At 61.6% G+C, this 21,475-nt stretch carries 22 protein-coding genes; 10 read left to right on the forward strand and 12 right to left on the reverse strand.

What is annotated here, in order from left to right:
• Window positions 1–18: 18 nt before the first annotated feature.
• From VCK47_RS03015 to VCK47_RS03060, 10 genes are all read right to left on the reverse strand, one after another.
• Window positions 19–459: a cytochrome c-type biogenesis protein gene (locus VCK47_RS03015; RefSeq protein WP_322889243.1), complete on the reverse strand. Its 441-nt coding sequence runs from the start codon at window positions 457–459 to the stop codon at window positions 19–21.
• On the reverse strand, window positions 456–2,432 hold the full coding sequence (locus VCK47_RS03020; protein WP_322889244.1) for a heme lyase CcmF/NrfE family subunit: 1,977 nt from the start codon (window positions 2,430–2,432) through the stop codon (window positions 456–458). Before VCK47_RS03020 ends, VCK47_RS03015 begins: the two co-directional genes overlap by 4 nt.
• 75 nt (window positions 2,433–2,507) lie before the next feature.
• The gene (locus tag VCK47_RS03025) at window positions 2,508–2,711 is read right to left on the reverse strand and encodes a pseudouridine synthase (protein WP_322889245.1); all 204 of its coding nucleotides are present in this window, start codon (window positions 2,709–2,711) and stop codon (window positions 2,508–2,510) included.
• On the reverse strand, window positions 2,701–3,192 hold the full coding sequence (locus tag VCK47_RS03030) for a holin family protein (protein ID WP_322889246.1): 492 nt from the start codon (window positions 3,190–3,192) through the stop codon (window positions 2,701–2,703). Before VCK47_RS03030 ends, VCK47_RS03025 begins: the two co-directional genes overlap by 11 nt.
• Complete coding sequence (locus VCK47_RS03035) at window positions 3,183–3,794, reverse strand: holin-associated N-acetylmuramidase (protein ID WP_322889247.1); 612 nt, start codon at window positions 3,792–3,794, stop codon at window positions 3,183–3,185. Before VCK47_RS03035 ends, VCK47_RS03030 begins: the two co-directional genes overlap by 10 nt.
• A gap of 44 nt (window positions 3,795–3,838) precedes the next feature.
• Entirely contained in the window at window positions 3,839–4,306 is a 468-nt protein-coding gene (ccmE, locus tag VCK47_RS03040; protein ID WP_322889248.1) for a cytochrome c maturation protein CcmE, read from the reverse strand.
• Window positions 4,303–5,331: an N-acetyl-gamma-glutamyl-phosphate reductase gene (argC, locus tag VCK47_RS03045; RefSeq protein WP_322889249.1), complete on the reverse strand. Its 1,029-nt coding sequence runs from the start codon at window positions 5,329–5,331 to the stop codon at window positions 4,303–4,305. The genes ccmE and argC overlap by 4 nt, the downstream gene beginning before the upstream one ends.
• Before the next feature lie 13 nt (window positions 5,332–5,344).
• Entirely contained in the window at window positions 5,345–6,157 is an 813-nt protein-coding gene (locus tag VCK47_RS03050) for a glutamate racemase (protein ID WP_322889250.1), read from the reverse strand.
• Window positions 6,135–7,040 (reverse strand): lysophospholipid acyltransferase family protein, encoded by a 906-nt coding sequence (locus tag VCK47_RS03055; RefSeq protein WP_322889251.1) that lies wholly within the window; start codon window positions 7,038–7,040, stop codon window positions 6,135–6,137. The genes VCK47_RS03050 and VCK47_RS03055 overlap by 23 nt, the downstream gene beginning before the upstream one ends.
• 81 nt (window positions 7,041–7,121) lie before the next feature.
• Window positions 7,122–10,535 carry an indolepyruvate ferredoxin oxidoreductase family protein gene (locus VCK47_RS03060; RefSeq protein WP_322889252.1) on the reverse strand — a complete coding sequence of 1,138 codons (3,414 nt, stop codon included), beginning with the start codon at window positions 10,533–10,535 and terminating at the stop codon, window positions 7,122–7,124.
• Between the two features lie 153 nt (window positions 10,536–10,688).
• Here VCK47_RS03060 and VCK47_RS03065 point away from each other — a divergent pair, with 153 nt between their 5' ends.
• The 5 genes from VCK47_RS03065 (at window position 10,689) to grxD (ending at window position 15,565) form a co-directional block, all read left to right on the forward strand.
• A complete protein-coding gene (locus tag VCK47_RS03065) occupies window positions 10,689–11,594 on the forward strand; it encodes a LysR family transcriptional regulator (RefSeq protein ID WP_322889253.1) in 906 nt (301 codons plus the stop codon).
• A 305-nt stretch (window positions 11,595–11,899) separates the two neighbouring features.
• Entirely contained in the window at window positions 11,900–12,358 is a 459-nt protein-coding gene (locus tag VCK47_RS03070; protein WP_322889254.1) for a hypothetical protein, read from the forward strand.
• A gap of 325 nt (window positions 12,359–12,683) precedes the next feature.
• Window positions 12,684–14,843, forward strand: coding sequence for a phosphoribosylformylglycinamidine synthase subunit PurL (purL, locus tag VCK47_RS03075; protein ID WP_322889255.1), 2,160 nt, complete (start codon window positions 12,684–12,686; stop codon window positions 14,841–14,843).
• A 100-nt stretch (window positions 14,844–14,943) separates the two neighbouring features.
• The gene (locus VCK47_RS03080; protein ID WP_007204542.1) at window positions 14,944–15,180 is read left to right on the forward strand and encodes a BolA/IbaG family iron-sulfur metabolism protein; all 237 of its coding nucleotides are present in this window, start codon (window positions 14,944–14,946) and stop codon (window positions 15,178–15,180) included.
• A 25-nt stretch (window positions 15,181–15,205) separates the two neighbouring features.
• Window positions 15,206–15,565 (forward strand): Grx4 family monothiol glutaredoxin, encoded by a 360-nt coding sequence (gene grxD / locus VCK47_RS03085; RefSeq protein WP_322889256.1) that lies wholly within the window; start codon window positions 15,206–15,208, stop codon window positions 15,563–15,565.
• Here the strand turns inward: grxD and zapA are convergent, their stop codons facing one another.
• Both zapA and VCK47_RS03095 read right to left on the reverse strand, forming a co-directional pair.
• On the reverse strand, window positions 15,566–15,958 hold the full coding sequence (gene zapA / locus VCK47_RS03090) for a cell division protein ZapA (RefSeq protein ID WP_322889257.1): 393 nt from the start codon (window positions 15,956–15,958) through the stop codon (window positions 15,566–15,568). It lies immediately after the preceding gene.
• On the reverse strand, window positions 15,945–16,415 hold the full coding sequence (locus VCK47_RS03095) for a hypothetical protein (protein ID WP_322889258.1): 471 nt from the start codon (window positions 16,413–16,415) through the stop codon (window positions 15,945–15,947). Before VCK47_RS03095 ends, zapA begins: the two co-directional genes overlap by 14 nt.
• Window positions 16,416–16,679: 264 nt before the next feature.
• On the opposite strand from VCK47_RS03095, the gene tkt reads away from it, so the two are divergent.
• The 5 genes from tkt (at window position 16,680) to VCK47_RS03120 (ending at window position 21,466) form a co-directional block, all read left to right on the forward strand.
• Window positions 16,680–18,698, forward strand: coding sequence for a transketolase (gene tkt, locus VCK47_RS03100; protein WP_322889259.1), 2,019 nt, complete (start codon window positions 16,680–16,682; stop codon window positions 18,696–18,698).
• A gap of 179 nt (window positions 18,699–18,877) precedes the next feature.
• Complete coding sequence (gene gap / locus VCK47_RS03105; RefSeq protein WP_322889260.1) at window positions 18,878–19,876, forward strand: type I glyceraldehyde-3-phosphate dehydrogenase; 999 nt, start codon at window positions 18,878–18,880, stop codon at window positions 19,874–19,876.
• A gap of 25 nt (window positions 19,877–19,901) precedes the next feature.
• Entirely contained in the window at window positions 19,902–20,045 is a 144-nt protein-coding gene (locus tag VCK47_RS03110; protein ID WP_322889261.1) for a hypothetical protein, read from the forward strand.
• A 79-nt stretch (window positions 20,046–20,124) separates the two neighbouring features.
• Window positions 20,125–21,126, forward strand: coding sequence for a type I glyceraldehyde-3-phosphate dehydrogenase (gene gap / locus VCK47_RS03115; protein ID WP_322889262.1), 1,002 nt, complete (start codon window positions 20,125–20,127; stop codon window positions 21,124–21,126).
• A gap of 181 nt (window positions 21,127–21,307) precedes the next feature.
• Window positions 21,308–21,466: a hypothetical protein gene (locus tag VCK47_RS03120; RefSeq protein WP_322889263.1), complete on the forward strand. Its 159-nt coding sequence runs from the start codon at window positions 21,308–21,310 to the stop codon at window positions 21,464–21,466.
• Window positions 21,467–21,475: the final 9 nt, after the last annotated feature.

The raw sequence follows: 21,475 nt of genomic DNA on the forward strand, positions 1-21,475 counted from the left end.
CGAAAGCACGACATCACGTCAGGAGCGCAAAATCTTTTGCAACTCGGCTTTTTCAGCCTCGCTCAGGTCCTCAGGTGCCGCGGCAGGCCGCCGGATTACGGTCCAGCCGATGCCAAGCGCGATCAGCAGCATGACGGGGGCCGCATACCACAACACCACGTTGATGCCGCTGTTGTCAGGGCGCAGCAGGACGAACTCGCCATAGCGGGCGACAAGGAAATCCACGGCTTCCTGATCGGTGTCGCCATCGACCAAGCGTTCGCGCAGCAGGATGCGCAATTCGCGCGACAGTTCGGCGTTTGATTCGTCGATGCTTTCGTTGCGGCAGACGGGGCAGCGCAGACCCTGTGACAGATCGCGCGCGCGCTGTTCCAGCACCGGATCGTCCAGCACCTCGTCGGGCTGGACGGCAAAGGCAGCCGAGGCCACCAGCAGAAAGATCGCGACCAGCCGGATCATTCCGCAGGCACCGCGCGGCTGCGTGCAGGCTTGGCCGAGGCAGCACCCACCCGCAAACGGCGGTCCGACAGCGAGAAGATTCCGCCAAGCGCCATCAGGATGCAGCCCCCCCAGATCCAGTTGGCGAACGGCTTGTCATAGGTCCGCACGGCCCAGCCGCCGTTCACCTGCGGATCACCGATCACGACATAGACGTCACGGATGAACCCGTTGCTGATCGCGGCTTCGGTCGTGGGCATGTTGGCCACGGGATAGAACCGCTTTTCGGGCTGCAGGGTATAAAGTTCGCGGTCGCCGCGCCAGACCGACAGATCGGCCATCGTGGTCACATAATTCGGCCCCTGCAACTGGTTGACGGCGTCAAGCTGCACTTGAAACGCGCCCATGTCCCAACGGTCGCCGATATCGGCGATGCGGATATCCTCTTTTTCCCACGCCAGCATCGCGGCGACGGCAAAAACGGTGACACCCATGCCGATATGCGCCGTGGCTTTGCCCCAGTCAGCGCGCGGCAGGTTGCGGATGCGGCGCAGGCGCGTGCGCAGATCGTCGCGACCTGCGCGCAGCCACAGATCGGCAATCGCACCACCCACAACCCAGACACCCAGTGCCACACCCACAGGGCCAAGTGCGGAGTTGCCGCTTTGCACCGCATAGGCAAGGGCGGCAAGGGCGACAGCCAGGATCAGCCAGCCCGCCATTGCCTTGGACATCCGCTCCAGCGTGCCGCGCTTCCATGCCAGCATCGACCCCAGCGGCAAGGCAATCGCCAGCGCCACCATGAACGGCGTGAAGGCCGCGTCAAAGAAAGGCGGGCCGACTGACAGAGTCCGGTCGAACAGCATTTCCGCGACCAGCGGCCACATCGTCCCGATGAACACGACAAAGCAGCTGACGGCGAGCAGAATATTGTTCAGCACCAATGCGCTTTCGCGGCTGACGGTCGAGAAAACGCCTTTGGACTGCATGGCCGAGGCGCGGAACGCAAACAGCGTCAGCGACCCGCCAAGGAAGATGCCAAGGATGATCAACAGCAGGATGCCGCGTTCGGGATCCACGGCAAAAGCATGGACCGAGATCAGCACGCCTGACCGGACGATAAACGCGCCCAGAAGCGAGAAGCCGAAGGCAAGGATCGCCAGCAGGATGGTCCAGCTTTTCAGCGCTTCGCGCTTTTCCACGACGATGGCCGAATGCAACAGGGCGGCGGCGATCAGCCATGGCATCAGGCTTGCGTTCTCGACAGGGTCCCAGAACCAGAACCCGCCCCAGCCCAATTCGTAATAGGCCCACCATGACCCCAGCGCGATGCCCACGGTCAGGAACATCCACGCGGCAAGCGTCCAAGGGCGCACCCAGCGGCCCCATGCGGCATCGACGCGGCCTTCGATCAGGGCGGCGACAGCGAAAGAAAACGCCATGCTCAGCCCGACATAGCCGAGGTAAAGAAACGGCGGATGAAACGCGAGGCCGGGGTCCTGCAACAGTGGATTGAGGTCGCGCCCGTTCAAGGGTGGTACGTCAAGCCGCAAAAACGGGTTCGAGGTGAAGATCACGAAAGCCAGAAAGGCCACGCTGATCGAGCCTTGGACCGCCAGCACCCGCGCGCGCAGGCGCATTGGCAGGTTCTCTCCGAACCAGCCCGCACAGGCCCCGAACAGCGCAAGGATCAGCACCCAAAGCAGCATGGAACCTTCGTGATTGCCCCAGACGCCGGTGATCTTATAGATCATCGGCTTGTCGGTATGCGAATTCATATAGACCAGCTGCAGCGAGAAATCCGACACGACGAAGGCCCATGTCAATGCTGCAAAGGAAAACGCCAGCAGCAGGAACTGGATCGTGGCGGCGGGTTCGGCCAGGCTCATCCAGCCGACATTGCCACGCTGGGCGCCAATCAAAGGGACGATCATCTGGACGATGGCAACGCCAAAGGCCAGAATCAGGGCAAAATGCGCGAGTTCATTCAACATGGGCGAACAGATACCCTATCGCCCGCCCTGTTGGAACAACCACCTGCATCACATCACCGGTACAAATTGGCGCAGCTACAGCGTAAAACCGCCCTGCACCGCATAGCTGACAGCGGCCATCAGCATCCCCCCGATGATCAGCCGCACCAGCCATTTCAGCGTATCCTCGATCGCGCCAAGGCGGGTGGCCACGTTGTCGCGGTGGACCGCATCCACCGCATTGCGGGTTTCCAGAAGGCGTAGGCGCGATTCCAGCCGTTCCACGACGCTAGCTTCCATTTTGGGCCTGCCAGTCACGCAGGGCGGGGTTGGTGTCATCAGGTGCGGGGTCGGGCTTGCGCGCCACGACGGCGGCGGCCAGCACGCGCTGGAACTCTTGTTCCTTGGCCTGATGGCGCGCGCCGAAATAAAAGCTGACAATCGCCCCCATCAACCACCAGAGCGGCTCGGGCACCAGCGCCAGCCCCGTCATTCCGGCGGCGAACGCGTCAGGGTCGGCCATCGCCATGACGAACAACCAGATCGTCCCCAGCGCCAGCATCGGGCGCGGCAGACGGTTCAGCGCATCGACCATCCGGTCGAACAGCCCTTGGCGGGCATGGACGAATTCGGCGGCGAATTGTTGCAGGCTTTCGCTTTTGGCATCCGCGTCGCGCACGGCGGCTTGTTCGGCATTGGGCCTGAACACCTGCGCGGTTTCCACCAGCACATTGCGCCCGCTGCCAAAGAAAAAGCCCATGATCCCCGAAATCAACCCCATGCTGCTGTCCTTTGCTGATGCTGCGCCGCGCTCAGGTGATAGCGCGGTGAAATGAATTCCTCGGCCCGTGTGATCCAGCCGCCTTTGCCGCCGTCGCGCCTGCGGGCGAATTTGCGGCTGGCGGGGCGGCGATCCGCCAGATCATAGTAATAATTGCGCCGCGCGATCCCGTAGGCATCAGCCAGATGGTCGGGGGCCGCCGCGGCCGCGCGGGCGGCGGCGGCAATGGTCTGCGGCCCGATCACGCCATCGACGGTGACGGGGATGCGCATATCGACCAGCAGCCGTTGCAAGATGCGCACGGCATTGGCACCGGCGTTGACATACATGTCGAACACGCTCGACTGGATCACCTGCGGCAATCGGTCGATGCGGGGGCGCTGGTAGTAATGTTCTACAAAGATCGCCACCGCCTGCGCGCGGTCCAGCCGCTGCACGTCGGACGCATCGACCTTGCCGTCGCCGTTCAGGTCCAGGCCAAGCCTGCGCATCGTGTGGATGGTCACGCCGTATTTCGTGGCCCCGCCCGGATCATCGGGGTCGTGCACGTAACCGCCTTCGCGGGCGACGATTTCAGCGGCGATATCGGTGATGCTTTGCATGTCCTGCCCTCACTTGGGTGAGAGGACAGGCTATCAATGCAAGGTTAATACGAGATGCGGGCACCGTCCGGGTCGACATAGACCCCTTGCGCCTTCAGCGCGTCAAGCACCTCGGTCGGCATGTAGGTTTCGTCGTGTTTTGCAAGGATTTCAACGGCTTCAAAGCGGCCATCAATCAGGTTGCCTTGAGCAACAACGCCTTCGCCTTCGGAAAAGAGGTCCGGCAGGATGCCCGCATAGACGACAGGGATCGAGGCACCGCCATCGGTCACGGCAAAGGTGATTTCCTGCCCTTGCCCACGCACCAAGGTGCCGCGCTCCACCAGACCACCAAGGCGGAACCGTTCATTGGGCATGGGCGGCGCTTCTGCCACCTCGGAAGGTGAGCGGAAGAACTGGAAGCTATCCGCAGGCAGGAACCACAACAGCACCAGCACCAGACCGACGCAGGCCCCGGCAATCGACACCACCTGCACGCGGCGGCGTTTCTTGAGGTTTTTCAATCCGCTCATGGGAAAACCGGCACCAGCATCAGACCATCCGTTTCATTCAGACCCAGCATCAGGTTGGCGTTCTGCACGGCCTGCCCTGACGACCCCTTACATAGGTTGTCGAGGGTGGCCACGACAAGGGCGCGGCCCGAAATGCGGTCCGATGTCACACCGATATGACAGAAATTCGACCCCATCACATGGCCGGTGCCGGGACATTGGCCTAAAGGCAGGACATGGATGAACGGCTCGTCCGCATAGGCCGCTGTCAAGGCGGCATGGATCGCCTGCGCATCACCGCGCAGATAGCAGCTGGCCAGAATGCCACGGCTGATCGGCACCAGATGCGGGGTGAACTGGATTTCGACCTTGCGTCCGGCGAGGGCGCTGAATTCCTGATCGAATTCACCCAGATGCCGGTGCTTGCCGCCTTGGGCATAGCCCTGTGCATCGGTGCTGCGTTCGGTGAAGAGCATGTTTTCCTTGAGCGACCGCCCTGCCCCCGAAATCCCGTTTTTCAGATCGCAGATGATGTCATCAAGGTCGATCAGCTGTGCGGCAATCAACGGGCGCAGCGCAAATTGCACGGTGGCCGCGTTGCAACCCGTGCCAGCGACCAGCCGCGCGGATGTGATTTCGTCGCGGTAGAACTCGGTCAGACCGTAAACGGCGGTTTTCTGCAATTCGGTCGCGACATGGGCCGCGCCATACCATTTTTCATAGGCCGCAGGGTCTCGCAGCCGGAAATCGGCACCCAGATCGACGACTTTCACAGTCTCGGGCAGATCGCGTACCAGCGCCTGCGACAAGCCGTGCGGCAAGGCGGCGAACACCAGATCGATGCCGGAAAAGTCGATATCCTCCATCTTGACCAGCACAGGCAGGTCCAGATGGCGCAGATGCGGGAATACGTCGGCCATCTGCTGGCCGGCCTTGCGGTCGGCGGACAGGGCCGCAATCCGCAGATGCGGATGGGTGGCGATCAGGCGGACAAGTTCGGCACCGGTATAGCCGGACGCGCCCAGAATGGCGATATTGTAGGTCATGGCGAAGCCTTCCTCAGGCGGCAGTAAAGGTGATCTGGCGGCGCAGGAATTGCGTCGCGCGGGCTGACACGCGGGCCGGATCGCCCGTGGTCAGAAAGGCACTATCGCGGCCTGTGCCGATCATCTCTGGTCGTCGGGTCAGGTAATCGGCAAGGCTTTCGGCGACCAGATTGGCTTGGGAAAACACCTTTACCTGAGGCCCCAGCGCGTCCTGAAACGCCTTTTCCATCAACGGATAATGCGTGCAGCCCAGCACGGCGGCGTCGGGGTCCGGCATCTTGCGCTTGAGCGCATCGACATGGCTGCGCACCAATGCCTCGGCTAGGATCATGTCGCCGTCCTCGATCGCATCGACGACACCGCCGCAGGCTTGTGCTTCGACATCGACGCCGATGGCGCGGAAGGCCAGTTCACGCTGGAAAGCGCGGCTCGACACGGTCGCAGGGGTCGCGAACAGCGCCACATGCTTTACGGCCACCTCGCGGGGGGGGGAATTGTCGCCCCATTGCCGTTCGGTCAACGCCTCGATCAGCGGCACAAAGACGCCCAGCACGCGTTTGCCGGGCGGCACCCAGCCTTCCTGCATCCGGCGCAGGGCGGCGGCGCTGGCGGTGTTGCAGGCAAGGATTACCAGATCGCAGCCCGCATCGAACAGGCGCTGTGTCGCGGCGGTGGTCAGGTTGTAGATATCGTCAGGCGTGCGCACGCCGTAGGGCGCATGGGCGCTGTCACCCAGATAGACCAGCGGGACATCCGGCAGCCGTCTGGCCACCGCATCCAGCACGGTCAAACCACCCAATCCGCTATCGAATATCCCTACGGCCATCGCGCACCTTGTACCTGTCTTCGAATTCATGCCCGATCGCGGTCGGATCGAGCGGCTCGAGACTTAACTCATAGGTGGCTTTGCGCAGGAAATCCATGCATGCTTTGGGGTCTTTTTTCAGCCCCGCCAGCACATCGGCGGCAATAGGCTTGCCGATGACGACGCGCACGGGCTTGTTGATGCGCGCTTTGAATTCGCGGATCAGAAGGCCCATCCGCAGGGTGTAATGCAGGTGGCTGGCCAACTGGAACAGTCGGCTGTTGCGGCCTTCAAAGAAAATCGGGACAACCACAGCATCGGATTTTGCGATCATCTTGGCGGTGAAATTGCGCCAGCTTGGGTCCATCGGCTGCGAGAACATGCGCGCGGATGTGGACACCGTGCCGCCCGGGAAAATCCCGATTGCCCCGCCTGCCCCCAGATAGCGCACGGCCTCGGCGCGGGTTTCAAGGTTCAGCTTGGCGGCTTCTTTGGTTTCATCGAACGAAATCGGCAGGATCACCTTTTCCAGATCGGGCGAGGCGCGGAATATCCGGTGTGCCAGCACCTTGAAATCGCCGCCGCGCCGCTGCGACAGGATCAGCCCCATCATCAGCCCGTCCAGAATACCGTAAGGATGGTTGGACACCACGATCAGCGGGCCAGAGCTGGGGATATCGTCCAGCGATCCGCCAGCGATCTGCAAATCAAGACCGTAGCGCGCGGTCATCACCTGCCAGAAATCGGCCCCCTGTGCGACGTCGAGGTCGTAGCCACGCGCCTTTTTTATCAGGCGCAGACGGCCCGTCGCGTTTTCCATCACGCGGATCAGCGCACGGCCCCCGCGCCCTTTGGCCGATGTGGCATAGGTGATATCCCGCGCCACTTGCCGATCTTTCCCCATCGCTTACCCCTGCACCGCACTCGGGCGGATCTTTAGCAGGGTCATGCGAAGTTTAAATGACAAAGCTGTGCGCCCGCGCAATCACTCTGCCGCCTGCTGCATCGGTGCCGCACGCAGGCTGGCCAGCAGTTCCTCGCGCCGCTTGGCCGCCTTGCGGGCGTTCGCCTCCTTGACGGGGCCAAAGCCGCGAATGTCGAGCGACAGGCGCGCCAATGCCACAGCAGCATCACGCGTATCAGGGCGCAGGATGCGCAGCACTTCGGCCATGTCGCTCTCGTATTCCGCGATCAACGCACGCTCCATGCGCCGCTCGGGGTTGCGGCCAAAGGGGTCAAGAACGGTACCGCGCAGAAACTTGAACCGCGCCAGTTTCGGAAAGGCCCAGCCCATCCGCGCGCCGAATTCCCGCTTTACAGGCCGCCCGTCGCTCCCGGTTTTGGAAATGATTGGCGGCGCCAGATGATAGGTCAGCTTCAGATCGCCGTCGAATTCGGCGGCGGCCTTTGCGCGGGTCTGTGTCAGCAGGCGCGCCACCTCGTATTCATCCTTGTAGGACAAGAGCTTGTGATAACCTATCGCCACCGCTTCGCGCAAAGGCTGGTCCTGAAACTGGTCGACGAATTTGCGATACCGTTTCGCCAACCGTGCGCTTTGGTACTTGGTCAGGTGGTCCATGCGAAAGGCGATCTTGTCCTCCAGCGTCTGCGGGAAGGCCACGACATTGGGCGCAAGGATCGCCGCCGCATCCGCCGGATGCAAATAGGCCCAGCGACCCAATTCGAACGCGCGAATGTTCCGGTTGACCGCCGCGCCGTTCAGTTCAATCGCGCCCAAAATCGCCTCATAGCTAAGCGGAATCGCCCCCATCTGCCAGACTGCGCCAAAGATCATCATGTTAGAATAGATGCTGTCACCCAAGAGCGCCTTGGCCAGATCGGAGGCATCGAACAGGGTCACGCCATCGCCCAACCGCGCCTCGAGCGACAGGCGCAACGCATCGGCGGGCAGTTTGAATTCGGTGTTGCGGGTGAAATCGCCGGTGATGATCTCGTGGCTGTTGACCACGCCGCGGGTGCGGCCCGTTTTCATCAGGCCCAGTGTCTTGGCCCCCGCCGACACCACCAGATCACCGCCGATCAGCGTGTCGCATTCGCCGGTGGCGACACGGATCGCGCTGATATCGCGCGGGTTTTCGGCAATCCGGCAATGGATATGCACAGCCCCGCCTTTCTGGGCGAGCCCCGCCATTTCCATCATGCCGGCACCCTTGCCGTCGATATGCGCGGCCATGGCCATGACCGCACCGATGGTCACAACGCCCGTGCCACCCACGCCGGTGATGACGGTGTTATGCGTGCCTTGGATCGTCGGCAGAACAGGGTCCGGCATATCGGGCAGATCGACAGCGGCGGTCGCTTCCTTGCGGATCTTCGCCCCTTCAATGGTGACAAATGACGGGCAGAACCCTTTGACGCAGGAAAAATCCTTGTTGCAGGACGATTGGTCAATCGCGCGCTTGCGCCCCAGTTCGGTGTCCACCGGCACGATGCTGACGCAGTTGGACTGCACACCGCAATCACCGCAGCCCTCGCAGATATCGGTATTGATGAACACGCGCTTGTCGGGGTCGGGGAATTGCCCGCGCTTGCGGCGACGGCGCTTTTCGGCGGCGCAGGTCTGGACGTAAACGATGGCCGACACGCCTTTGTATTTGCTGAACTTCTCTTGCACGGCTTGGAAATCGGCGCGTTCGTTGATGTCCAATCCTTTGGGGAAAACCGACAGGTCCAGTTCCTCTTTCGCGTCATGGACCAGCGCGATGTTGCGCACCCCCATCGCCTGCAATTCGCGGCAGATCTGGTAGGCGGTCAGCCCGCCGTCGTTGCCTTGCCCGCCGGTCATGGCGACCGCGTCGTTATAAAGGATCTTGTAGGTGATATTGGTCCCCGCCATTAGCGCAAAGCGGATCGCCTGCACGCCCGAATGGTTGTAGGTGCCGTCGCCCAAGTTCTGGAACACATGGTCGCGGGTGGAAAACGGCGCCTCGCCGACCCAGTTGGCACCCTCACCGCCCATCTGGGTGAACCCGACCGTGTCGCGGTCCATCCATTGCACCATGTAGTGACAGCCGATGCCAGCATAGGCGCGCGATCCTTCGGGCACCTTGGTCGATGAATTATGCGGGCAGCCCGAACAGAAATAGGGCAGACGTGCCGCCAGTTCGGGCGCATTGTCGGCGCGCCGTGCCTCGGCCAGGGCGGCCATGCCCGCGCTGATCCCGTCCGATCCGCAGCCTTCCTCGACCAGTATCCCGCCAATTTTCTCGGCGATCCAGATTGGGTCGAGGGCCGCACGGGTCGGGAAAATCTCCTCGCGCCGCCCTTCGGAATGCTCGTCGCCCTTGTGCCAGCCGTAAACGCGGGTGCGGGTGTCGTCGAACAGGGCTTCTTTGACCTGCACTTCGATCAGCTTGCGCTTTTCTTCGACCACCACAACCAGATCAAGCCCCGCCGCCCATTCATGGAACGACGCCATATCCAGCGGCCAGACCTGCCCGATCTTGTAGGTGGTGATGCCAAGGCGTTCGGCGTCGCCTTCGGTGATATTCAGCAGTGCCAGCGCATGTTGCAGATCAAGCCAGTTCTTGCCCGCCGCGACAAAACCGATGCGCGCGCCTGCCTTGCCCCATTTGCGCTGGTCCATCTTGTTGGCGCGGCTGAATGCCTCGGCGGCGAAACGTTTGTAGTCGATCATCCGCGCCTCTTGCAGCTGCGGGGTATCGACCAGACGGATGTTCAACCCGCCTTCGGGCAGGGCCATGTCGGGAATGACGAAATCGGCGCGGAATGGATCGGCGTCGACGACGGATGTGACCTCGATCGTGTCCTTCATCGTCTTGAGGCCCACCCAAACCCCCGCATAGCGCGACAAAGCCCAGGCATAGAGGCCATAATCCAAGATTTCCTGCACGCCCGCAGGTGAGACGATCGGCATATAGGCATCGACCATCGCCCAGTCGGACTGGTGCAAGGTGGTCGAGCTTTCGCCGGTATGGTCATCGCCCATCGCCATGATGACGCCGCCGTGGGGCGACGTGCCCGCCATATTGGCATGGCGCATCACATCGCCCGACCGGTCCACGCCGGGGCCTTTGCCGTACCAAAGACCGAACACGCCATCGAACTTGCCTTCGCCGCGCAGTTCCGCCTGCTGGCTGCCCCATAGGGCGGTCGCGGCCAGATCTTCATTCAGGCCAAGCTGGAACACGATATCGGCAGGTTCCAGCACATTCTTGGCTCGAGTCATCTGCTGGTCGACCGCCCCCAAAGGCGATCCACGATAGCCTGTCACATAGCCCGCCGTGTTCAGCCCTGCCCTTGCATCGCGCGCCTTTTGCATCAGCATCAGCCGGACCAGCGCCTGCGTCCCGTTCAGCAGGACCGGCGATTTGTCCAGATCGTAACGGTCGTTGAGTGTGATTTCATGGCGGCTCATCTGACACCCTCCCAAGCGCTGACAGGATCAGTATAGGTCACAATTGCTGACCTACAAAGAACAAAATAATCTAAATCGTCGCCTGCAACCTTTTGCTGCGCGCGCAGCATAATTAGTATATGTCAGCGGTAACATGGGCAACGAAAGCAACAGATGGACTGGGACAAGCTAAGAATCTTTCACGCAGTCGCTGATGCGGGGTCGCTGACCCATGCGGGCGATACGCTGCATCTGTCGCAATCCGCCGTCAGCCGCCAGATCCGCGCGCTGGAAGAAGCGTTGAACACCACACTGTTCCACCGCCACGCGCGGGGGCTGATTCTGACCGAACAGGGCGAATTGCTGTTCGATGCCACCAAATCGATGAACAAGCGGCTTGAAACCGCGTCCGCCCGCATCCGCGACAGCGAAGAAGAAGTGTTCGGCGACCTGCGCGTGACCACCACAACGGGTTTCGGCACGCTCTGGCTGGCCCCGCGCCTGCCCAAACTGTTCGAAGCCTATCCCGACCTCAAGATCGACCTGATGCTGGAAGAACGCGTGCTGGACCTGCCCATGCGCGAGGCTGACGTGGCGATCCGCATGAAGGAGCCGTCGCAGGCCGATCTGATCCGCAAGCGGTTGATGTCGGTGCGGATGCGGCTTTATGCGTCGCCCTCCTATCTGGAAATGAACGGCACACCGGAATCGCTGGCCGATCTATCGGACCACCGCCTTGTGTGCCAAAGCCTGAATTCCATTCAAGTCTCGGCAGGGGCCACGCTGGTCCAGCATTTGCTGACCAGCGATATCCAGCACCTGTTCACGGTCAACAACTACTTTGGCGTGCTACAGGGTGTGCTGAACAATATCGGGATCGGCGTGCTGCCCGACTATGTGATCGAGGATTTCCCCGCCCTCGTGCGGGTATTGCCCGAGCTCGAAAGCGGCGAAGTCCCCGTGTTTCTGGCCTATCCAGAGGAATTGCGCCAATCCAAACGGATCGCGGCCTTCCGCGACTTTGTGCAGGAAGAGATTTTCGCCCATCGGCGCAAGATCCGTGAAACCGTCCCGCAATAGGGGCTGGCATTTGAGCTGATTTCGTAAAATTTGAATGGAATTTGTGAAATTCGGGCGGGTGCGACCGGTTCCCAAAGGCTGTATTTTGTAAATTTAATCAAGCACCAACGGACAAAACACTGCAACCTGCCGATGGGCAGGGACGGCCTGCCTACCGCCCAAAAATTTACCAATGTGTTAAGGACTGTCTCCCCCCATGGGGTTGCGCCAGCTATGACCTAACATAGCCGACCTGCGGGTCGCAGTGTCCTTTTTTGCGAGTGTTCATCATGGTGCTGTTGAAGATTGCCGTCATGGCTGTGGCCATGGCATTTGGAACTGTTGCGCAGGCTGATCGCCCGGGTCCCGACCGGATCACGATGCCGCTGGCCACCAACCACCTCAACAGTGCCGCGCGGCACCGGATGAACGAAACCAACCCCGGCCTTGCGCTGACCTGGGACGCGGCCCCCCTTGATGTGACGGTCGGTGTGGTGCGCAACAGCTTTTCCGAACCCGCCCCGTTTATCACTTTGTCGCGCGATTTTTGGCGCGGCGAGACCTGTCGTGCGGCGGCGTTCATCGGCACGGCGCATTATCCATCGCTGCGAAACCGCACCAGTTATGACATCAAAGGCTGGATCCCGCTGGGGGGGTTGCACCTCGAATGTGGCTTTGCCTTTGTGCAGATTATGCCGGGCAGCAGTTTCATGGACAAAGCCCCGAACGACAGCCATGCCGACGCGATCCTTGTGTTCGGCCTCACCTTCGACCTGTCCGATTGAAGAGAGCCATGCATACAACACATAGCGGCAATGCATAAGCGGCTGACATTTTTTCTTGAACGGCCAAAAAACGCGCCCTATCTGTCGTCTTGAAGGCAGATTGTGCAATCGCGCATCGCTTTCACCTCCCTGTTGGACTTCGCCGGGCCTTGTGCCCGGCTTTTTTTTTTGCCCGCGCCAGATGTTGGCGTCGGGGCGGCAGTGGCACGGTCATCACGATTGACGACACTGCACGCCCCGCCACAGATGCGCTGCCCTCTTGCGTTTTGCGTCTTTCACCTAAAGGCCTGCCTCTGTATGACAGGCGCAGGACCGAGGGGACACCATGACAGAGCCAGCCATCACGCCCGATCTTATCGCAGCCCACGGGCTGAAACCCGACGAATACCAGCGCATCCTCGACATCATCGGACGCACGCCGACCTTTACCGAGCTTGGTATCTTCTCGGCGATGTGGAACGAACATTGTTCGTACAAGTCGTCCAAGAAATGGCTGCGCACCCTGCCCACCACGGGTCCACAGGTCATCTGCGGCCCCGGTGAAAACGCGGGCGTTGTCGATATCGGGGACGGTCAGGCCGTGGTGTTCAAAATGGAAAGCCACAACCACCCCAGCTATATCGAGCCCTATCAGGGGGCCGCGACCGGCGTGGGCGGCATTCTGCGTGATGTTTTCACCATGGGCGCCCGCCCGATTGCAGCAATGAATGCGCTGTCGTTCGGCGAACCCGGCCACCCCAAGACACGGTCTTTGGTCAACGGCGTCGTGGCCGGTGTGGGCGGTTACGGCAACGCGTTCGGCGTGCCCACCGTGGGCGGCGAGGTGCGGTTCCATGCCGCTTATAACGGCAACTGCCTTGTGAATGCTTTTGCCGCAGGACTGGCGGATGCCGACAAGATTTTCTATTCCGCCGCCTCCGGCGTGGGCATGCCCGTCGTCTATCTGGGTGCCAAGACAGGCCGCGACGGTGTCGGCGGCGCAACGATGGCCAGCGCCGAATTCGACGACAGCATCGAGGAAAAGCGCCCCACCGTGCAGGTGGGCGATCCGTTCACTGAAAAGCGTCTGATGGAAGCGACGCTCGAACTGATGGCCACGGGTGCCGTGATTTCCATTCAGGACATGGGGGCTGCTGGCCTGACCTGTTCGGCCGTGGAAATGGGCGACAAAGGCGGGCTTGGCGTGCGGCTGAACCTTGATGCTGTCCCGCAGCGCGAAACCGGCATGACCGCCTACGAGATGATGCTGTCGGAAAGCCAGGAACGCATGCTGATGGTCCTTCGGCCAGAATTGGAAGCCGAGGCGCGAGCCGTGTTCGTCAAATGGGACCTCGATTTCGCTATCGTCGGCGAAACCATCCCCGAGGACCGCTTTATCGTCGTCCACAAAGGCGAGGTGAAGGCCGACCTGCCGCTGGCCACCCTGTCGGGTTCCGCCCCCGAATACGACCGGCCTTGGGTGCCGACCCCGCCACAGGCGCCTTTGGGCGATGTCGTAGGCGTCAACCCGATCGACGGGCTCAAGGCGCTGATCGGCAGCCCCAATTACGCGGGCAAGCAATGGGTCTATGAACAATATGATGCCCAGGTGATGGGCGACACCGCCCGCACGCCCGGTCTGGATGCGGGCATCGTGCGGGTGCATGGCACGGACAAGGCGCTGGCCTTCACCTCTGACGTCACGCCACGCTATGTCATGGCCGACCCTGTGGAAGGCGGCAAACAGGCCGTCGCCGAAGCCTACCGCAACCTGACCGCCGTGGGGGCAAAACCGCTGGCCACTACCGACAACATGAACTTCGGCAATCCCGAAAAACCCGAAATCATGGGGCAGTTCGTCGGTGCAATTCAGGGCATCGGTGAAGCGGTCAAAGCGCTCGACATGCCTATCGTGTCGGGCAACGTGTCGCTTTATAACGAAACCGACGGCAAGGGCATCCTGCCGACCCCCACCATCGGGGCTGTCGGCATCATCACCCATCCCGACCAGATCATCCGCGGCCATCTGCGCGACGGCCATGTGCTGCTGCTGGTCGGTGAAACGACTGGTCATCTGGGGCAATCCGCGCTGCTGGCCGAGGTCTATCATCGGGCCGAAGGGCCGCCGCCCCCTGTCGATCTCGACGCCGAGCGGCGCCATGGCGATTTCATCCGCGCCAATTGCGCGCTCATCACCGCCTGCACCGATCTGGGCGACGGCGGTCTGGCGCTGGCCGCGTTCGAACTGGCTGAATCCGCAGGTGTGGGCATCGCGCTTGATGCAGGCGACACGCCCACACTCTTCGGCGAGGATCAGGCGCGCTATCTGATCGGTTGCAATTTCGATCAGGCCGAGGCGCTGATGGTCGCCGCAGGGCAAGCCGGCGTGCCGCTTGCCACAGTGGGCAAGGCCGGCGGCGACATGGTCAGTCTGGGCGGCGAGAGCGCGCCTTTGGCCGACCTCGCCATGATCTTCCGCACCAGCTTTGAAAAAGCGCTGGCCTGATGGCTTCTTTTTTCCAAAAATACTCCCGCCGGAGGCAGCGCCTTGCTTGCCGCCCGCATCACACCTAACTTGTACATGACACGCCCGAAAAGGACCGCAAATGCCCATCACCGCCCATGAGATCGAAACGCTGTTGCGCGAAAGTTTCCCGCAAGCCCGGATCAGCGTGCAGGGCGATGACGGCGCGCATTTCGCGGCCGAGGTTATCGACGAAAGCTTTCGTGGCCTCAACCGCGTGCAGCAACAACGCGCGGTCTATGCCGCGCTCAAGGGCCGGATGGACGGCAGTCAGGGCGAATTGCACGCGCTGGCGCTGACCACCAAAGCGCCCGACTGAAACAGTTTCTCAAAGGACATGACACATGACCGCTAAAGATCAGATTCAAGAAACAATATCCTCGAATGATGTGGTATTGTTCATGAAGGGCACAAAATCCATGCCGCAATGCGGCTTCTCGTCCCGTGTGGCGGGCGTTCTGAATTTCATGGGCGTGGACTTCAAGGACGTGAACGTGCTGGCCGATGAAGAGGTCCGTCAGGGCATCAAGGATTTCTCCGACTGGCCAACGATCCCGCAGCTTTACGTCAAGGGCGAATTTGTCGGCGGTTGCGACATCATTACCGAAATGACTCTGTCAGGCGAGCTTGACACACTCTTCGCGGACAAAGGCGTGACCTTCGACAAGGACGCCGCCGACAAGATCCGTGAAGCCAACGCCTGATCAGGCCAGTTTCGCATCCACATGATCTGCCAGGGCTTCGGCTCTGGCAGCAAGTTCCGCCAGCGTTTCCACGACATCGGCAGGCACCACAGGCACTTCGATCCGCTGGGCCTCGGGGCGCGGGGCGGATTGCAGACGGTCAAGCTTGGCGCGCAGTTCCACCGCTTCGACCTGCGCCTCGCGCAGCTTGTCTTCCAACCCGGCCGTCTTGTCGGCCAGCAGCAGCCCTGCCATCAGCAGCATCCGCGCTTCGGGCAGACGGCCGATCTGTTCGGCCAGCGTCGCAGCCTCGGCATCCAGCATGGCGGCGGCGGAATGCAGGAAATGCTCCTCGCCTTCCTGACAGGCGACCTCGAAGGTTCGACCCCCGATAAAAATCTCAACCTGCGGCATGGGCGGCCTCCTCGATCAGGGGTTTGAGTTCGGCAAGGATGGCATCAACCTCGGCGGCGTCGGCGGCGCGCAAGGCCTGCAACGCCTCGACCTCGGCGGCGAGTGCTGTGTCGATCAGTGCAGGGTCAAGCCCCGCTGTCAGCGCATGGCGCAATTGCCCGTTCAGATCGCGCAGCTGCTGGGTCGCGGCGCGCAACCGTTGCAGATGGCCATCCATCGCCTGCAATTGCGCGGCCTGGGTTTCCACACGGCGTGTCAGGTCAACGGTGCCCGCACCTTGCGCATCCTGCAATTGCCGGATCTGGGCGGTCAGCGCAGCGGTCTGCGCCCGTTCGGCCTGCAAAGCGTCAAACAGGGACGCTTCTGCCGCATCGGCCTTGGCCTGCGCCTCGACACCTTGCCTGATCCGGTCAAGCGCCACCGTGATCCGATGACCGAGTTCCAGCACATCACTCATTGCCCGCCCTTTCACACATTCTAAACGCCGGATTGCCCTGATCCGGGCCTGAACTTCAACCCGTTCCGTCGTCCGGCGGCGGCGAAATTCCGCCTTGCCCCCGAATCGATCCGGCGTTTTCAAAGCCTATGCCATCGGCAGCAGCGCGGCAAACGCGATGACGCCAGCGATCAGAACAGCTTAGCTGTCGCGCTTGATCTTGGGGGCGACCCTGATATGACGCAGGCAAGAGAATTCAATCCCTTTGCCTGAAGGACTGCCCCCTTGGATATTGCCGCCCTGCGTTCCGCGCACCCCGATCACTGGAAAAAAGCCACCGCCATCCGCACCCTGACACTGGATGCGGTCGCCGCTGCCAATTCCGGCCATTCCGGCATGCCGATGGGCATGGCTGATGTGGCGACCGTCCTGTTCGAAAAGCACCTGAAATTCGACCCCAAGGCCCCCGCATGGCCCGACCGCGACCGGTTCATCCTGTCGGCAGGGCATGGGTCGATGCTGCTTTATGCGCTGATGTATCTGACCGGCTACGAGGATATCACGCTCCAGCAGATCAAGGATTTCCGCCAGTGGGGCGCGAAAACCGCAGGCCACCCCGAATACGGCCATGCCCGCGGCATTGAAACCACCACCGGCCCCTTGGGTCAGGGCATCGCCAATTCGGTGGGCTTCGCCATCGCCGAGGAAATCCAGCGCGCCCATTGGGGCGCCAAGATCGTCGATCACCACACCTATGTCATCGCCGGTGACGGCTGCCTGATGGAAGGTGTCAGCCAAGAGGCCATCGGCCTCGCAGGCATGCAGAAACTGGGGCATCTGGTCGTGTTCTGGGACAACAACAACATCACCATCGACGGCACAGTCGATATTGCCGATATCACCGACCAGCCTGCGCGCTTTGCGGCGTCCGGTTGGCATGTGCAGGAAATCGACGGCCATGATCCGGTCGCTATCGATGCAGCGATTGCCGCCGCCAAGGCCGATCCCCGCCCGTCGATGATTGCCTGCAAGACCCATATCGCACTGGGCCATGCTGCGCAGGACACGTCCAAAGGCCATGGCGCTTTGACCAATGCCGACCAACTTGCTGCCGCAAAAACCGCCTATGGCGCGCCAATGGGCGCGTTCGAAGTGGCCGCCGACGTGCTGGACGCATGGAAAGCCATCGGCGCACGTGGTGCCGCGACCCGTGCGGCATGGGAGGCGCGCTTTGCCGCGCTGTCGCCCGCAAAACAGGCCGAATTCACCCGCGCCTATGCAGGTGACGCGCCCAAGAAACTGGCCGCCACGATCCGCGCGCTGAAAAAGCAGATCTCCGAGGCCGCACCATCGGTCGCGACGCGCAAATCCTCCGAAATGACGCTAGAAGTCATCAACCCGATCATGCCGGAAACCATCGGTGGCTCTGCCGACCTGACAGGGTCGAATAACACCAAGACCGGTGATCTGGGCGTGTTCCACCCCGACACCCGCAAGGGCCGCTATATCTATTACGGCATCCGCGAACATGGCATGGCCGCCGCGATGAACGGCATGGCGCTGCACGGCGGCGCGCGCGCTTATGGCGGCACGTTCATGTGCTTCACCGATTACGCACGCGGCGCGATGCGCCTGTCCGCACTGATGGGCGTACCGGTCACCTATGTGATGACGCATGACAGTATCGGTCTGGGCGAGGATGGCCCGACCCACCAGCCGGTCGAGCATCTTGCGATGCTGCGCGCCACGCCGAACATGCACGTGTTCCGGCCCGCCGATACAATCGAGACAGCGGAAGCCTGGGAAATGGCGCTGACCAGCAAGACCACGCCATCGGTGCTGGCCCTGTCGCGCCAGAACCTGCCCACCGTGCGCAAGACCCACACCAACAAGAACCTGACCGCGCAAGGCGGCTATGTGTTGGCGGATGCCGAAGGCAAGCGGCAGGCGATCATCATGGCGACAGGGTCCGAGGTGGAAATCGCCCTTGCCGCGCGTGACCTGCTGCAGGCCGAAGGGATCGGCACACGCGTTGTGTCTATGCCCTGCTGGGAACTCTTCGAGGAACAGGACGACAGCTACCGCCGCAAGGTTCTGCCCGCAGGCCCCGTGCGCGTCGCGGTCGAGGCGGGGATCCGTTTCGGCTGGGACCGCTGGTTGTTCGGCGAAGGCGGCAAGCGCGAGAAATCGGGCTTTGTCGGCATGCACGGCTTCGGTGCCTCCGCCCCGGCGGAACGGCTTTACGAGGAATTCGGCATCACAGCGCAGGCTGTCGCCGCCAAGGTCAAATCCCTTATCAAGTAAAACACTGCGTAAGGTGGGTTCAAACCCACCTTACCCATCCGCCCGAATGTTGGCGCAAACGTTTAGCGGTAACAGCGGAAAAATCCGCATGTTACCGTTAACACCCTGACAAAGCGTCACTTTTTTCTGGACACCACGGCATACAATCTGCAGGACATCCCCAAACAGGGGGATGCCACATGACAATCACCATCGGGATCAACGGGTTTGGCCGCATCGGGCGCTGCACGCTCGCGCATATCACCGAAGCCGCGCGCAACGACGTGCAGGTCGTCAAGATCAACGCCACGGGGCCGATTGCCACCAATGCGCATCTGCTGAAATACGACTCTGTGCATGGCAGGTTCGGGCATCCGGTGACGGTCAAGGGCAACACGCTCGACCTCGGGCGCGGCCCGATCGACGTGATGTCGAGCTATGATCCCGCCACGCTGGATTGGGAGGGCGTCGATGTCGTGCTGGAATGCACCGGCAAGTTCAACGATGGTCACCGTGCCGCCGTGCATCTGGAGCGCGGCGCGCGCAAGGTGCTGATCTCGGCCCCTGCCAAGAACGTCGACCGCACCGTGGTTTACGGCGTCAACCACCGCGACCTGCGCTCGACCGAACGGCTGGTGTCGAACGGGTCCTGCACCACGAATTGCCTTGCGCCACTGGCCAAGGTGCTCAACGACGCCATCGGGATCGAAGCGGGGATCATGACGACGATCCACAGCTACACCGGCGACCAGCCCACGCTGGACCGGCGGCACGACGATCTCTACCGCGCGCGGGCAGCTGCCATGGCGATGATTCCCACATCGACGGGGGCGGCGAAGGCCTTGGGCGAGGTGCTGCCGGAACTGGCAGGCAAGCTCGACGGCACCGCGATGCGGGTCCCTACCCCCAACGTCAGTGCCGTGGACCTGACGTTTCAAGCGGGCAAATCCGTGACCGTGGCCGAGGTGAACGCCATCGTGAAAGAGGCGGCCAGCGGCTATATGGGCATGGTCATGGCCTATGACGCCGAGGCCAAGGTCAGTATCGACTTTAACCACACGACGCAAAGCTGCATCTTCGCCCCCGACCAGACCAAGGTTGTCGGCCGCATGGTGCGGGTGCTGGCATGGTATGACAACGAATGGGGCTTTTCGGCGCGCATGGCCGATGTCGCCGCCACCATGGGGCGCTTGCATTAAACGCAAGCGTCGCTAGACCATTGCCATGACGAATGGCATCGCGATATTCCTTCTTGTGCTGATCGGGGCGGCGCTGGCCTATGACGGGCTGGCGAACGACTGGCGGGCTTTCCTGTTCACGATGCGCAAATTCGTCGATCTGATCGAATATCTGGCGTTCTGGCGCTGACGCGTCCGGCATCGACGGTTGACCTTTTGCAATAAATCGCAATGTTAGCGCCAACATTCATCCCCAAGGAGGATCAAGCATGGCCGTCAAAGTAGCAATCAACGGATTTGGCCGGATCGGCCGCAACATCTTGCGCGCCATCATCGAATCCGGCCGCACCGATATCGAGGTGGTGGCGATCAATGACCTTGGGCCGGTGGAAACCAACGCGCATCTGCTGCGCTTCGATTCGGTGCATGGCCGTTTCCCCGGCACCGTGACCACGACCGAGGACAGCATCGACGCAGGCCGCGGCCCGATCAAGGTGACTGCGATCCGCAATCCTGCTGACCTGCCGTGGGGCGATGTTGATATCGTGCTGGAATGCACGGGTATCTTCACCAGCAAGGACGCCTGTCAGGCGCATCTGTCCACAGGTGCCAAGCGCGTGCTGATCTCCGCCCCCGGCACCAATGCCGACAAAACCGTCGTGTTCGGCGTCAACCACCAGTCGCTGACCAAGGACGATGTCGTCGTGTCGAACGCGTCCTGCACCACGAACTGCCTGTCACCCGTCGCCAAGGTGCTGAACGACGCCGTGGGGATCACCAAAGGTTTCATGACCACGATCCACAGCTACACCGGCGACCAGCCGACCCTGGACACGATGCACAAGGACCTTTACCGCGCACGCGCTGCTGCCTTGTCGATGATCCCGACTTCGACCGGGGCTGCCAAGGCCGTGGGTCTGGTGCTGCCGGAACTCAACGGCAAGCTTGACGGTGTCGCGATCCGCGTGCCCACGCCCAATGTGTCGGTCGTGGACCTGACATTCGAAGCCAGCCGCGCCACCAATGTCGAAGAGATCAACAACGCCATCATCGCCGCCGCCGATGGCCCGTTGAAAGGTATCCTTGGCTATACCGCCCTGCCGATGGTCAGCTCTGATTTCAACCACGATCCGCATTCGTCGATCTTCCATCTGGACCAGACCAAGGTGCTCGACGGCAACATGGTGCGCATCCTGTCGTGGTATGACAACGAATGGGGCTTTTCCAACCGCATGGCAGATACTGCCGTGGCGATGGGCAAGCTGCTGTAATCACACTCCTTTCAAAGCAGAAGACCGGTCCCTTGCGGGGCCGGTCTTTTTTTTGTGCATCCGGCAAACCCCGCCATGCAGCGAATGCATATCCGCTAGCGCTAACTGTCAGTTGTTCTGCGCCGCAGCATTGCTATTTGTAGGTCAAGACCAACGAAGCGAGAGCAAAAGGAGCACGCATATGACCGTCTTGACCAAAGTCCGCTCCGCCGTGCAGAAACGCGCCACCTATCTGCGTCTGAAGAACGAACTGGCCAGCATGCCGCAGGATGTGGCAATCGATCTGGGTATGTTCCGCGAGGACGCCGCCAAGATCGCAGCCAAGGCGATTTACGGCTAAACCCGCCGC

The organism is Yoonia sp. 72 (assembly GCF_034652275.1).
Taxonomy (GTDB): domain Bacteria; phylum Pseudomonadota; class Alphaproteobacteria; order Rhodobacterales; family Rhodobacteraceae; genus Yoonia.

Coding starts and splice junctions, on each gene's coding strand:
- VCK47_RS03050 (WP_322889250.1), bottom strand. CDS start 6,157: ATGGCCGTAGGGATATTCGATAGCGGATTGGGTGGTTTGACCGTGCTG.
- VCK47_RS03095 (WP_322889258.1), bottom strand. CDS start 16,415: ATGAGTGATGTGCTGGAACTCGGTCATCGGATCACGGTGGCGCTTGAC.
- VCK47_RS03015 (WP_322889243.1), bottom strand. CDS start 459: ATGATCCGGCTGGTCGCGATCTTTCTGCTGGTGGCCTCGGCTGCCTTT.
- VCK47_RS03025 (WP_322889245.1), bottom strand. CDS start 2,711: ATGGAAGCTAGCGTCGTGGAACGGCTGGAATCGCGCCTACGCCTTCTG.
- VCK47_RS03070 (WP_322889254.1), top strand. CDS start 11,900: ATGGCATTTGGAACTGTTGCGCAGGCTGATCGCCCGGGTCCCGACCGG.
- VCK47_RS03110 (WP_322889261.1), top strand. CDS start 19,902: ATGACGAATGGCATCGCGATATTCCTTCTTGTGCTGATCGGGGCGGCG.
- VCK47_RS03030 (WP_322889246.1), bottom strand. CDS start 3,192: ATGGGGTTGATTTCGGGGATCATGGGCTTTTTCTTTGGCAGCGGGCGC.
- VCK47_RS03060 (WP_322889252.1), bottom strand. CDS start 10,535: ATGAGCCGCCATGAAATCACACTCAACGACCGTTACGATCTGGACAAA.
- VCK47_RS03120 (WP_322889263.1), top strand. CDS start 21,308: ATGACCGTCTTGACCAAAGTCCGCTCCGCCGTGCAGAAACGCGCCACC.
- VCK47_RS03080 (WP_007204542.1), top strand. CDS start 14,944: ATGCCCATCACCGCCCATGAGATCGAAACGCTGTTGCGCGAAAGTTTC.
- VCK47_RS03020 (WP_322889244.1), bottom strand. CDS start 2,432: ATGTTGAATGAACTCGCGCATTTTGCCCTGATTCTGGCCTTTGGCGTT.
- purL (WP_322889255.1), top strand. CDS start 12,684: ATGACAGAGCCAGCCATCACGCCCGATCTTATCGCAGCCCACGGGCTG.
- gap (WP_322889262.1), top strand. CDS start 20,125: ATGGCCGTCAAAGTAGCAATCAACGGATTTGGCCGGATCGGCCGCAAC.
- grxD (WP_322889256.1), top strand. CDS start 15,206: ATGACCGCTAAAGATCAGATTCAAGAAACAATATCCTCGAATGATGTG.
- VCK47_RS03035 (WP_322889247.1), bottom strand. CDS start 3,794: ATGCAAAGCATCACCGATATCGCCGCTGAAATCGTCGCCCGCGAAGGC.
- VCK47_RS03055 (WP_322889251.1), bottom strand. CDS start 7,040: ATGGGGAAAGATCGGCAAGTGGCGCGGGATATCACCTATGCCACATCG.
- ccmE (WP_322889248.1), bottom strand. CDS start 4,306: ATGAGCGGATTGAAAAACCTCAAGAAACGCCGCCGCGTGCAGGTGGTG.
- argC (WP_322889249.1), bottom strand. CDS start 5,331: ATGACCTACAATATCGCCATTCTGGGCGCGTCCGGCTATACCGGTGCC.
- zapA (WP_322889257.1), bottom strand. CDS start 15,958: ATGCCGCAGGTTGAGATTTTTATCGGGGGTCGAACCTTCGAGGTCGCC.
- gap (WP_322889260.1), top strand. CDS start 18,878: ATGACAATCACCATCGGGATCAACGGGTTTGGCCGCATCGGGCGCTGC.
- VCK47_RS03065 (WP_322889253.1), top strand. CDS start 10,689: ATGGACTGGGACAAGCTAAGAATCTTTCACGCAGTCGCTGATGCGGGG.